The organism is Rhodoferax sp. GW822-FHT04A08, from assembly GCF_058801025.1.
Window position 1 is genome coordinate 415,659 of record NZ_JBXAMW010000002.1, and the last position, 12,741, is coordinate 428,399.

The 12,741-nt window shown below is 60.0% G+C and carries 12 protein-coding genes; 6 read left to right on the plus strand and 6 right to left on the minus strand.

Annotation, left to right across the window (positions count from 1 at the left end; genetic code table 11):
- The first annotated feature begins 41 nt into the window (after nucleotides 1–41).
- From AC1RMF_RS06485 to AC1RMF_RS06505, 5 genes are all read left to right on the plus strand, one after another.
- Nucleotides 42–350: a DUF485 domain-containing protein gene (locus AC1RMF_RS06485; protein ID WP_342618896.1), complete on the plus strand. Its 309-nt coding sequence runs from the start codon at nucleotides 42–44 to the stop codon at nucleotides 348–350.
- The gene (locus AC1RMF_RS06490; RefSeq protein ID WP_342618897.1) at nucleotides 347–2,161 is read left to right on the plus strand and encodes a cation acetate symporter; all 1,815 of its coding nucleotides are present in this window, start codon (nucleotides 347–349) and stop codon (nucleotides 2,159–2,161) included. Before AC1RMF_RS06485 ends, AC1RMF_RS06490 begins: the two co-directional genes overlap by 4 nt.
- A gap of 205 nt (nucleotides 2,162–2,366) precedes the next feature.
- Complete coding sequence (locus AC1RMF_RS06495) at nucleotides 2,367–3,101, plus strand: tetratricopeptide repeat protein (protein WP_493140573.1); 735 nt, start codon at nucleotides 2,367–2,369, stop codon at nucleotides 3,099–3,101.
- Nucleotides 3,102–3,133: 32 nt separating this feature from the next.
- Nucleotides 3,134–4,558 (plus strand): trypsin-like peptidase domain-containing protein, encoded by a 1,425-nt coding sequence (locus tag AC1RMF_RS06500; RefSeq protein WP_493140575.1) that lies wholly within the window; start codon nucleotides 3,134–3,136, stop codon nucleotides 4,556–4,558.
- Nucleotides 4,559–4,627: 69 nt separating this feature from the next.
- The gene (locus AC1RMF_RS06505; RefSeq protein ID WP_493140577.1) at nucleotides 4,628–4,987 is read left to right on the plus strand and encodes a FlxA-like family protein; all 360 of its coding nucleotides are present in this window, start codon (nucleotides 4,628–4,630) and stop codon (nucleotides 4,985–4,987) included.
- Between the two features lie 7 nt (nucleotides 4,988–4,994).
- Here the strand turns inward: AC1RMF_RS06505 and AC1RMF_RS06510 are convergent, their stop codons facing one another.
- Complete coding sequence (locus AC1RMF_RS06510; RefSeq protein WP_493140579.1) at nucleotides 4,995–6,215, minus strand: polyhydroxyalkanoate depolymerase; 1,221 nt, start codon at nucleotides 6,213–6,215, stop codon at nucleotides 4,995–4,997.
- Nucleotides 6,216–6,346: 131 nt separating this feature from the next.
- On the opposite strand from AC1RMF_RS06510, the gene AC1RMF_RS06515 reads away from it, so the two are divergent.
- Entirely contained in the window at nucleotides 6,347–7,003 is a 657-nt protein-coding gene (locus AC1RMF_RS06515; RefSeq protein WP_493140581.1) for a glutathione S-transferase, read from the plus strand.
- 9 nt (nucleotides 7,004–7,012) lie between these two features.
- Here AC1RMF_RS06515 and AC1RMF_RS06520 read toward each other — a convergent pair whose 3' ends face one another.
- From AC1RMF_RS06520 to AC1RMF_RS06540, 5 genes are all read right to left on the minus strand, one after another.
- Complete coding sequence (locus AC1RMF_RS06520) at nucleotides 7,013–7,435, minus strand: cupin domain-containing protein (RefSeq protein WP_493140582.1); 423 nt, start codon at nucleotides 7,433–7,435, stop codon at nucleotides 7,013–7,015.
- Nucleotides 7,436–7,508: 73 nt separating this feature from the next.
- Nucleotides 7,509–8,135, minus strand: a complete 627-nt coding sequence (locus AC1RMF_RS06525; RefSeq protein WP_342618904.1) for a LysE family translocator — start codon at nucleotides 8,133–8,135, stop codon at nucleotides 7,509–7,511.
- A 1-nt stretch (nucleotide 8,136) separates the two neighbouring features.
- Nucleotides 8,137–10,119: a methyl-accepting chemotaxis protein gene (locus tag AC1RMF_RS06530; RefSeq protein ID WP_493140585.1), complete on the minus strand. Its 1,983-nt coding sequence runs from the start codon at nucleotides 10,117–10,119 to the stop codon at nucleotides 8,137–8,139.
- A gap of 134 nt (nucleotides 10,120–10,253) precedes the next feature.
- Entirely contained in the window at nucleotides 10,254–10,907 is a 654-nt protein-coding gene (locus AC1RMF_RS06535; RefSeq protein ID WP_342618906.1) for a 3'-5' exonuclease, read from the minus strand.
- Nucleotides 10,907–12,733 carry a DUF294 nucleotidyltransferase-like domain-containing protein gene (locus AC1RMF_RS06540; protein WP_493140587.1) on the minus strand — a complete coding sequence of 609 codons (1,827 nt, stop codon included), beginning with the start codon at nucleotides 12,731–12,733 and terminating at the stop codon, nucleotides 10,907–10,909. The genes AC1RMF_RS06535 and AC1RMF_RS06540 overlap by 1 nt, the downstream gene beginning before the upstream one ends.
- Nucleotides 12,734–12,741: the final 8 nt, after the last annotated feature.

Here is a 12,741-nt window from a genome sequence, read left to right on the forward strand (position 1 = left end):
ATTCATTCCAACCCATTTCCATTAACCAAGAGGAGACCCACATGAGTGATCCGGTGGTCGACAAAATTCAAAAGAATCCGAAGTACCAAGAGCTTCGACGCAAACGTTCCGGCTTCGGCTGGACACTCACCTTGCTGATGATGGTGGTGTACTACGGCTACATCGCGCTGATCGCGTTCAACAAGCCCTTCCTGGCACAACCCATTGGCGCTGGTGTCACCACCCTGGGCATCCCGATTGGCATGGGCGTGATTGTGTTCACGGTCTTGATTACCGCCATCTACGTACGCCGTGCGAACAGCGAGTTCGACGCACTGACCGCAGAAATTCTGAAAGACGCATCCAAATGAGCAAGGTCCAAAAAACTCTCGCCTCGCTGCTGATGCTGGCAGTTGCCGGTTCGGCGTTTGCAGCCGGTGGCGATCTCGGTCAGGTCGACAAACAGCCCACCAACTGGGTCGCGATCACCATGTTTGCCGTGTTCGTCGTGGGCACGCTCTTCATCACCAAATGGGCAGCAGCCAAGACCAAGTCCGCCGCTGACTTCTATACCGGTGGCGGTGGCATCACCGGCTTCCAGAATGGTTTGGCGATTGCAGGCGACTACATGTCTGCCGCTTCCTTCCTGGGTATTTCCGCTGCCGTGATGGCCACCGGCTATGACGGCCTGATCTACTCCATCGGCTTCCTGGTGGGCTGGCCTGTAGTCACCTTCCTGATGGCAGAGCGCCTGCGCAACCTGGGCAAGTTCACCTTTGCCGACGTGGCCGGTTACCGCTTTCAGGCAACACCCATCCGCGCCTTTGCCGCCTCGGGCACGCTGGTGGTGGTGGCCTTCTACCTGATCGCCCAGATGGTGGGTGCTGGTGCGCTGATCAAGCTGTTGTTTGGTCTGGAGTACTGGATGGCGGTGGTGATCGTCGGCGCGCTGATGATGATTTACGTGCTGTTCGGTGGCATGACTGCCACTACGTGGGTGCAGATCATCAAGGCCTGCATGCTGTTGGCCGGTGTGACCTTCATGGCATTCATGGTCATGGCGCAATTTGGCTTCAGCCCGGAAGCTCTGTTTGCCAAGGGCGTAGAAGTGCGTACCCTGATTGCCGGACACGCCAAGGACGCCGCTGTGGCCGCCGCCGCAGCTGCAACCGCCTCTGCGGCCACACCGGAAGCCGTCAAGGCCGCCGGCGAAGCCGCTGCCAAGGCGGTCGCCATGGACCCCGCCAAGATCGGTCTGGCCATCATGGGCCCAGGCGGTTTTGTGAAAGACCCGATCTCTGCCATCTCCTTCGGTATGGCGCTGATGTTTGGTACCGCCGGTCTGCCCCACATCCTGATGCGCTTCTTCACCGTGCCCGATGCCAAGCAGGCACGCAAGTCCGTGTTGTGGGCCACCACCTGGATCGGTTACTTCTACGTGCTGATCTTCATCATCGGCTTTGGTGCCATCACCCTGGTGCTGACCAACCCTGAATTTTCCAACGTCGTCACCGGTGTCATCAAGGGCGGCGGCGGCTCGGCCAACATGGCTGCGGTGCTGGTGGCCAAGGCGGTGGGCGGCAATGTGTTCTTCGGCTTCATCTCCGCCGTGGCCTTTGCGACCATTCTGGCCGTGGTGGCCGGCCTGACCTTGTCCGGCGCATCGGCGGTGTCCCACGACATCTACGCCACGCTGATCAAGAAGGGCAAGGCCGACAGCGCCTCCGAGCTGCGCGTGTCCCGCGTGACGACCGTGGTGCTGGGCATTGTGGCGGTGGCTCTGGGCATTGCCTTCGAGAAGCAGAACATCGCGTTCATGGTGTCGCTGGCCTTCGCCATCGCCGCATCGGCCAACTTCCCGGTGCTGTTCATGGCTGTGCTGTGGAAAGACTGCACTACCAAGGGCGCAGTGATCGGCGGCTTCATGGGACTGATCTCCTCGGTCGCACTGACCGTGGTTTCCCCTTCCGTGTGGGAAGCCACCCTGGGCAACCCCAAGGGCTCGGCCTGGTTCCCCTACACCTCGCCTGCGCTGTTCTCCATGGCCATCGCGTTCGTAGGTATCTGGCTGTTCTCCATCATGGACCGCAGCGCCAACGCCGCCAAGGAACGCGCTGCGTTCCCCGCGCAGCAAGTGCGCTCCGAAACCGGACTGGGTGCATCCGGAGCTTCCGGTCACTAAGCCGTTGTCTGGCGCGACCTGCGGGTTGCGCCCCGCATGAAAAAGCCGGGCTTCATGCCCGGTTTTTTTATGGGCGTGATTTACCCGCCATTTCTTCGCTTAGAACCGCCATTTGTAACAAGCGCCTTACAAGAACGATATACGGGGGCAACATTGCAGACGAATAATGGAACGGTGAAAAAAGTTCCACCATCACCGTAAGACCATGGATATCAGCCACGTCGAAAAATGCATCCGTGTCCTGGGTGAGGTATCGCGGGCGATTGCTGTTCAACAGAACGCTTCGGCGCGCGCCCTGGAAGATGGCCTGTCCTGCATCAAGGCACAGGGTGTGTTGATTGAATATGCCTCCGCCATGGCGGCACAGCATCGTGCCGAAAAGCACCCCGCGCACCACGACGCCAGCCACAAGCCGGAGTCGCACTCCTTCAAGGACTATGTATTCCGTGGCTCCCGCTCGGCGATGGAACATTTCTACAGCGGCAACCACCATATGGAGTGCCAGGAATACGCAGACGCCATCGGCAGCTACGACGCAGCCATAGAGCAGAACCCATCCATCCCGGAGTTCCACTTCAACAAAGGCAATGCACTGGCCAAGACGCAAAGCTATTCGCAAGCCATCCTGTGCTACGACCTGGCAATTGCTCTGCGCCCCGACTATGCGGTGGCCTATGCCAACCGCGGCAACTGTCTGTATGAAGCCCAGCGCTTTGAAGAGGCCGTCGAGAGTTTCAATGCGGCGGCCATTCTCAACCCCGGCTTGGCCAACGCCTACCTGGGCAAGGGCAACGCGCTGGTGCGTCTACAGCAGTTCGAGGCTGCGGTGCAAGCCTACGACCTGGCAAAAGCGCAGGACCCGATGCTCATTGAGGCCACGTACAACAAAAGCATAGTCCTGGAGCTGATGCTCCTGGAAAGCCAGCCCAAGCAGGCTTAGGCGACTTCATTTTTCCAAAAAGACCAACACCCTTGCATAGAACCTTTTCTCTGCCCGTCATCGCACGGGCACTGTTTGCAGCCATGGCGCTGCAGACCATTCCAGCCATTGCACAAGTCCGGGACGGACTTCCCGACGTTGCCGGCATCGCCGCCAAATACGGTCCGGCCGTGGTCAACATCAGTGTGAGCGGCACGCGCCAGATCTCCACCTCACCCCCATCGCCCGGCGAAGACAGCAAGGGCGAATCCGATGACACCGCCGCGGCGCAGGAGTTCTTCAGGCAGTTCCAGCAGCAGTACGGCAACCTGCCGGCGCAGATTCCCGTACCGGTTCAAAGCGCAGGTTCGGGCTTCATCATGTCTTCCGATGGTCTCATTTTGACCAACGCACACGTGGTCAAGAATGCGCAGGAAGTCACGGTCAAGCTCACCGACCGGCGCGAATTCATTGCGACCGTGGTGGGTGCCGACGCAGTATCCGACGTGGCCGTGCTGAAGATACCGGCACACGATCTCCCCACCATCAATGCCCAGAACACCCGCCCCACCAATGTGGGCGACTGGGTCATGGCCATAGGATCACCCTTTGGCTTTGAGAACACCGTCACGGCAGGTGTGGTCAGCGCCACCAAGAGGCAGGTCCGCAGCGAGAGCAACGCGCCCTATATCCAGACAGATGTGGCCATCAACCCTGGCAACTCCGGTGGACCGCTCATCAACATGAGTGGCGAAGTCATCGGCATGAACGCCATGATCTATTCAAGAACCGGCGGATTCCAAGGTCTGTCCTTCGCCATACCCATTGATGTGGTGCGCAACATTGCCCAACAGATCATCAGCACCGGCTCGGCCCAGCATGCCCGTCTGGGCATGGGCGTGCAGGAAGTCAACCAGCTGCTGGCGGAGGCCTTCAAGCTGCCCCGCCCGATGGGTGTGCTGGTGGATGACATTGAGTTTGGCGCGCCTGCATTCACAGCCGGGCTGCGCACAGGCGATATTGTCCTGAACGTCAATGGCAGACCGATTGAAGCCTCGGTAGACCTGCTGGAAGCACTGGAACTTGCCAAGCCTGGGGATCGCGTGGAAATCGCCTACTGGCGGGATGGACAGACCAAGAAAGGCTTTGCCAATCTGGCAGGCGCCAAACCAGCGCCCAAGCCAGTGGAAAACGCGCTTGCAATGGTCACACTGCCCCGTCTGGGTCTGACACTCAGACCGCAACGCCCAGACGAAAAAGGAAAAGACAATGCCGACTTCGGGTGGGTGATCGAAAAGGTCGATGCATCGGCCTCCAGGGCCGGTTTCCTGGTCGGTGATCTGCTGCTCGCCATCGGAGGCCGCCCGGTCATCTCGGCGGAGCAGATGAAGGCATCCGCACAGGACGGAAGCAAACCGGTTGCACTGCTGATTTCGCGCGCGGGAACCAAGATGTTCCTGGCCATGCACCTGATTTGAATCAAGGCTTCTGTACCAAGAAAGAGATTTTTTACTTAACAATCTGACTTGCATGCCGATACATCAGACATGCAAGTCACCAGTTCAACCTCCTCCACGACGTCCACTGCTTCTGGCTCGAGTGCCAGCAACAGCCAGATCGCTCAGCTACAGAGGAAGCTGAAAGATCTGACCCAGCAGCTCAAAGACCTTGCGACGTCCAACATGGACGCAAAAGCCAAGCAGAAGAAGGCGGAGCTGTTGCAGGCACAGATCGAGGCGATTCAAGCCCAGATTACGGCCATCCAGAACCAGAAGCAGCAAGAGCAGATTGAAAAGGCCAACAAGGCAAAAGCCGAAAAAGACAAGGACAATGACAAGTCCAAGTCAAAAAACACCGGCGCTGCCGCCACAGCTACTTCCGGCTCCCACATCGACGTATTTGTCTGACAGTGACCTAACCGTTGCTGGCGTGTATGGAGTCCCTGACGCGGGGATAGATCTGCTGGTTCCACTTCTTGCCGCTGAACACCCCGTAATGCCCCACGCCGGTCTGCACATGGTGGTTTTTCAAATACGGCCGGATGCCGCTGCACAGGTCCTGCGCCGCCACGGTCTGCCCGACGGAGCAGATGTCATCGCGTTCGCCCTCCACCGTCATGAGCGCCGTGCGCCGTATCGCCCGCGTATTGACCAGGCGACCACGGTAGATCAGCTTGCCCAATGCCAGGTCATAGGTCTGGAACACCTTTTCGATGGTCTCCAGATAGAACTCGGCGGGCAGGTCGTTGACTGCCAGGTATTCGTCGTAAAAGGTCTTGATGGACAGCGCCTTGTCATGATCCCCGTCCACCGTGTGCTTGTACATGTCGATGAAGGCCTGCTTGTGGCGCTCCAGATTCATGCTCATGAAAGCGCTGAGCTGCACAAAACCGGGATACACGCGGCGCATGAAACCGGCATGCGGCAGCGGCACATGGCTGATGAGGTTCTTCTCGAACCACTCGATGGGTTTGCTGGTGGCCAGGGTGTTCACACCGGTGGGGTTAACGCGGCAATCCACCGGGCCGGCCATCAGCGTCAGGCTACGCGGCTGTTTGGGGTTGTCATCCTCCGCCATGATGGCGGTGGCGGCCAGTGCGGCTACGCAGGGCTGGCACACGGCCACCACGTGGGTTCCGACGCCCACTTCCTCTATGAAGCGGATCATGTGGTCGATGTAATCGTCCAGACCGAAACCGCCTTGGGATAGCGGCACGTCGCGCGCATTGTTCCAGTCGGTAATGAACACATCATGGTCCTGCAGCAGGGTGCGCACTGTCTCCCGCAGCAGGGTCGCAAAGTGACCGGACAAGGGCGCTACCAGCAGCACCTTGGGCTGGTCGTCTGGCTGGGCACCCGCTTCTTTGCGAAAGTGCAGCAAACGACCGAAGGGCATTTCCAGCACCGCTTCCTCCTGCACCGCAACGGCCTCTTCCTTGATCCAGACGGTGGATATGCCGTAGTCCGGGCGGCTGTGGGTGAGCCGCATGCGCGAATACACCTCCAGGGCTGCGGAGACACGGCGCGCCAGTCCGGAGCCTGCGCCCGCGAAACCAATGAATGAGCTTCCGATCTGCGACATCAGGCGCAACGGCGAGGTTGCATCGGTCTGGAACTGATAAGCCTGGTACAGCATGAATATCCTGGTCTCTTTTCCAACACAAAAGGTGCATCTGGAGATGGACAGGCAAGTTGCGGGCCAGAATTGCCGCCAGGCTGGCATAAGGCTTGCGGGTGGGCAACCGTCGCAAGTTGCAAGGAGACGTCATGGCCAAGGCAGTATTAACCATCAGCAGCAAGAACTACGGCGCCTGGGCGCTGCGCGGCTGGCTGATGGCCAAGCTGGCCGGGCTGGAATTTACCGAGAAGGTCATCTCGCCGGACGATCCGGCCATGAAGGCGGAGATGCTGCTGCTGTCCTCCAGCATGCTGGTGCCATCACTGCTGCACGACGGCATCAAGGTCTGGGACACCCTGGCCATTGGCGAGTACCTCAACGAGATCAAGCCCAAGGCCCAGTTGCTCCCCGCAGATGCCAAGGCGCGCGCGCATTGCCGCGCCATCTGCGGCGAGATGCATTCCGGCTTTGCTTCGCTGCGGGGCTCCTTGCCAATGAACATCAAGGGCAAGTTTCCGAACTTCAAGGTCTGGTCGCGCGCGCAGGCCGATATCGACCGGGTCAAGGAAATCTGGACCGAGTGTCTGTCCACCTATAAAGGCCCCTTTCTGTTTGGCAAGCAGCCCACGCTGGCCGACGCCATGTACGCGCCCGTGGTGACCCGCTTCCTGAGCTATGACATTCCCATGGACAAGGTGTGCGCGGCGTACGCCAAGCACATCATGGCGCTGCCCGCCATGCAGGAGTGGGTGACTGCGGCATTGGCCGAGCCCGACGAAATCGACGAGCTCGATGCCGAGTTCTGAACCGCGCGCCTACTTCCAGGGTGTGGGCGCAGGGATCTCACAGACCGGTTCCACATCCACCGTCTTGAAGTCTGCTGGCGACACGATCTCCAGGTACTCCATGTCGGGTGAATAGTCGAACAGGTAGTGCCGTATGCCCGGGCGCTGGTGCACCACGTCACCGGCTTTGACCAGCGTTTCCTTGTCCTCGTACATGAAGCGGGCCCAGCCCTTGGTCATGATGACGATCTGAAAATCTGCTTCATGGCGGTGCCAGCCGGTGCCCACTTCTGGTGCCAGGTTGGCTTTTACCAAGTGCGCAATCACTTTGCCGTTGGTTGCGTCGGCAATGCCCAGGTCCCGATACAGAAAGAAGTCGCGCAGACCACCCGACACAAACTCCGTGTCCGTCGGGTGCACATGGGAAAACTTGGTAGCGGTCTTGTCCAGCATGGTGAGCTCCTTGGGTGACAACAGCAAAAATGCTGCGTCGCACCAAGCACAATGTGTTCCACCCGCCGGGAGCTTATTCGCGCACTGTCGCCATCACCGCAGCAAAGCCGACAAAGATGCCTCCGGTCACCCGGTTGAACACGCGCATCACCCGGGCCTGGCGCAGGTAGTGCGAGAGCTTGTGCCCGCTGACGGCGTAGACCAGATACCAGGCCACTTCCACCACAGCAAAGGTACTCAGCAGGATCGCAAACTGGCCGAGCTGTGGCAGCGCCGGGTTGAGAAACTGGGGGAAGAACGCCGCTGCGAACAGAATGGCCTTTGGATTGCTGGCAGCCACCAGTACGCCCTGGCGATACAGGTGTGCCGGGGGTTGCGCCGGCGCCGCGGTGGCTCCTGGCTCTGCCGCATCCGCAACCGGTGCGCGCCAACCCTGCACGCCCAGATAGGCGAGATAGGCCGCACCGGCCAGACGCATGGCATCAAACACGGCCGGAAAGGCATGCAGCAGCACGCCCATGCCAGCAGCCGAGATGCTCATCATCGCCAGCAACGAAGTCATGCAGCCACACATGGTGGCCACTGCGGCGCGCAGCCCGAACCGTGCACTGTGGCTCATCACCAGCAACATGTTGGGGCCGGGCGTGGCAGACACCACAAAGGTCATGGCCACAAACAGCCACCAAGTATGCAAAGTCATTTCACGCCACCCGGAATCGGGCGATTTCCTCAGTCAGTTTGTCGGCCTGGTTTTTCAGGGATTCGGCAGAAGCACTGGTCTCTTCGACCAAGGCTGCATTTTGCTGGGTATGCGAGTCCAGCTCGGTAATGGCACCGACCACTTCGTCCACCTTGGCAGTCTGGGTCCGTGTGGCCACTGCGATTTCGCTCAACAAAAGATTGATCTGCTTGGCATTGGCCATCATCTGGGACATGTTACGCCCTGCCCCTTCGACGACCTCGGCACCGGCAGTCACCTTGTCCACGCTGTTGGTGATGAGATCCTTGATTTCCTGCGCTGCCGTAGCGCTACGGCCAGCCAGGGCCCGCACCTCTGACGCCACCACCGCAAAGCCACGGCCCGACTCACCCGCGCGCGCGGCCTCCACTGCCGCATTGAGCGCCAGGATATTGGTCTGGAAGGCGATGCCATCGATGACGCTGATGATGTCCGCAATACGCTTGGAAGACTCCTGAATGTCGTGCATGGTGGCGTTCACCGAGGTGATGATCTTGCCGCCATTCTCCGCCACCTGGGCATTTTCCTGGGCCATGCTGGCGGCTTCCTGCGTGCGCTGAGCCGAGTGCCTGGTCTGTTCTCCGATCAGCGCCACGGCACCCGCCTGCTGCCCCAGGTTGGATGCGGCGGCCTCGGTACGCTGGGACAGGTCCAGGCTGGCGCGCGACACTTCGGCACTGGTGATGGCCAGCTCGCGCGCCGAGTGGCGCACCCGGCGGATCAGCTCACGCATGGAGTCATACACCTGGTGCAAACCGTGGATCAACTCGGCGGGCTCGTCCCGGCCCAGCGGGTTGATGGGGCGGTTGCGCAAATCGCCACTGGCCAGATCACTCAGGTGCTCGCCCACCAGGGTCAGACCACCTTGCATCACCTTGTAGAAAGAGAGCATCAGGTAGAACGTCAAAAATAGGAACAGCGCCGGAAAAGCCAGCTCCAGCCGCATGGTCCTCCAGGTGCCGTCTATGCGCTCCTGCAGGCGAGATTCCAAGCGTTTTGCGACTTGCTGGTTCAACACCAGCTGTTTGTCCAGCGGGGGCGCCGCAACCGCTTGGAAGGCCTGCGCCTCACCCTGCACCGTTTCACCCATGATCTGCTTGTTGACTGCTGCCATGAAGGCCTCACGGGTACTGTCCACCCCCTTCATGTCCATGGTGCTTGCCACTTCCGGATAGGTCTCTATGCCTTTGTGGTACGAGTTCTCGTAGATGGGGTCCACGTAGTCGATCAAAGTCAGGTAGCGCTCCATCATGCGGCGACGCTCAGGTGACAACGGCTTGCCTGCATCTTGCGACAGAGCCAGAGATCCCATCACCTTGAGTCGGGTCAGATATTCCAGGTACTGCGGCCCCACGACCACCGCCAGATTCATCGCGTGATAGGTGTCCAGTTGCGGGTCCAACGCCAGTTGCGAGTCATCGCCCACGCTTACCAGCAGATCCAGACACGCATCCAGCGCAGCGGTGTAGGCCAGGAATGTAGCGTCCGCCGTATCCAATGTGGGCTTTTGCAGCAGCGGCTGGAGCGCCTTGTCGACCTTGTCGTAGGAACCTTTGGTCTCTTCACCCACCACAGCACCCGACTCACTATGCGCCGCCTTGACCTTGTCCAAAGATGCTTTCACGCGGTTTTGCTTGCCGCTGAGATCCGTGCCCTTGAGTACGGCCTCGGTTCGCATGTCGGACAAATCCTGCGCCAGGAGGTTGACCGCATTGACGTACGCCATACCCTGTAGTTCGGATTTGGCAACATCCACGTTGTCGACGTTGGCACGATAGAGCAGAAACAGAAGCCCGCTGATCGGAATGATCAGGGTAGCCAGTAGCCACGCGGCCTTGGCGGGGAAAGTCAGCCGACGAAAAAGCCGAACCCCTGGGGCCAGCCAGCCGTGGTATGTGAAATAACCTGCCGATTGTGATTTATTGTTGTATGTCAACTCTTCCATTGGTGCCCTGCGCAAAAAAATGCCGTCTTCCCTGAATGCTTGTACGGCGCTCTTTGACGCCAGTCAACCTCGGATCGTAGCGGCTTTCCTCCACGGCACCGGCTTTGTCCCGTGTAGCCACTGCAAAATTCTTGCTACCCCTTGAGCTGCCGCAACTTCACAAAAGCCAGTGCCGCCATGACCGCATCGTTGAGCGCATCGTGGGCTTCGCGCACCGGAAGCCCCAGGTCACACATCATGGTGTCAAAGCGCAGGTCGATCTGCGGCATGTCCTGTCGTGTATGGGCTGGCTGCTGGCGGAACTTGTAGTCGTAGTACAGGCCCGACACCTCGATTTTGGGTTGTGGCAAACCCTGGCCCAGCATGGGGAACAAGGCCTTGTTGATCATGGCCACGTCAAATTCCAGAAAGTAGCCCACCAGGGGGCGGCTGCCGATGAAGCGCAGCAGCTGCTTCATGGCCTCGTCAATCGACAGCCCCTGGGCCACGTCCTGCTCGCGCAGGCGGTGGATCTTCACGCTCTCGGCCGACACGCCACGCTCGGGCCGCACCAGCAACTCCAGCCGCTCGCTGGTCATGATGCGGTTGCCCACGATGCGCACCGCACCGATGGAAATGATCTCATCCTTGCCCACGTTCAGCCCGGTGGTCTCGCAGTCCAGCGACACCCATTCGTTTTCGGGCGGCGGATCGAACATGAAGCGAAACTCCGGATGCCCCAGGTGGTAGATCAGCCACTCGCGCTTGAGCGCCGGCCACCAGCGTTGCGGCTGCAACAGGAGATTCATCACACGGCTTCCAGATGAAAGCGCAAACGCAGCAGACTCTTGAAGCGCTTGACCACACCCAGCGTGTCCTTGAGCAGGTCACGATCCAGGCTACTCAACTGATCTACCTGGATGGCACCGGTCACCGGTCTGCCGGTATCCAGCTCTGCCAGACCGGCCTTGAGCTTGAGGCCCATAAAGAAGTGCAGGCTGTCTGTCAGGTCCGCCCCCATTTCGGCGGTGAGCACTTCCTGCGACACCAGCACGGCAATGCGTGCCGTGGTGCCGGTTTCCTTGACGCGCTGCGCCATGGCCAGGCTGCGCACGCCGTGCACCAGCGGGAAGATGCCTTCCTTCTTGATGTTGAGATGGTTCGCCCCATCGCCCAGGCCCAGCAGTCGGTTCCACCAACCGGTGCCGCTACCAAAGGCATCAATGGCCGAGGCAAAGCGGTTCAACATGGCGTCGTTGTCGGTGGCCAGCGCGCTCAGCGCCTCCTGCACGGCATCCAGCAGATGGGCATCGCCACAGACGGCGTGGGCATCCATGAAGATGGCCAGCTTCATCAGGCTGTCGCCATCGGGCATGATCAGCCACTGGCGTGCCAGACGTGAAAAGTCGGCCACGGTGTGGCGCCAGTCCGCATTGCTCACCATGATGTTGCCCGGGCATGGCGGATAGCCAAAGCTGGCCAGCGCTTGCGAAAACCGGTCACACAGATCAGCGAGGTTGTCCGGCGCCACGTAACCGTCGCGCAGCACCAGACCATTGTCCTGGTCGGTCTTGAGCAACTGCTCGCCACGGCCTTCGCTGCCCATGACAAACAGACAGCTGTTGCTGACCAGCTCTGTCGGCGCTATCAATTGCCAGGCACGCTCAAACAGGCGCGCGTTGAGCTGCTGCACCAGCTTGGCAATCAGGTTTACCCGCGAGCCGCTACGGTGCAGCAAGGTGATCATGCGGGTGATCTGCGCGGCGGCCAGACTCAGGCCTTGCAGGTCCTTGGCCTCCTCGATCTTTTCGGTGATCAGGTGCGACTGGTTGGAGAGAAAACTGAACAGGTCCAGCGCTTCCAGGATTCCGACAATCGCACCGCTGTCATTCACCACCACCACGCGGTGCACCCGGTTGCGCAGCATCACGGCCATGGCGTCGCCCAACTGGTCGGATGACTTGACTTCGATCAGCCTGAAGTTGGCCAGATCCCCCACCGGCAATTTGTCCAGCGGACGCCCATCCAGAATCGCGCGCTGTATGGCCGTGGCGGTAAAAATGCCCAGCCGCTCGGGCTGGCTGCGGCTGTCACGCACCAGCACGTTGGAGCTGCGATGCTCATGAAAGTGCCGCACGATGGACAAGATGTCGGTATCCACATCCACAAAATGCGCAGGCCGCAAAAAGGCCTCATCCACGCGCGACATGGTGAGGCTTTGCAACTCATGCTGGCTTTGCCGGGCGGAGAGTGCGCTGAGCTTGTTGCTGAGGTCGGAAAACAGCAGCGCGCCAAAGGTGGCGTTCGCCGCAATCAGATCGCTGACGGCCTGCTTGGCCAGCTGGTAGGCCACCACTTCTTCTGCCGCCACAAAACGGCTGCTGACCTTGCCGGCAACCAGCCCGCGCCCGTCGAAGCAGTCTTCCGGTCCGTAGCTGGTCATGACCTCGCTGCCATCCATCTGGCTCACATAGCCCTTGATGATGACAAACAGATGGGTAGGCGCAATGCCCACTTCGAGAATGGCGGCCCCCTTGGGGAAGTACACCACGTCCACACTGTCGCGCACTAGGCGCTGCTCTTCCTGCGTCAGGCAATCAAAGGGCGACGCATTGAAGTTGAATGCATTGGGCATAGGACACC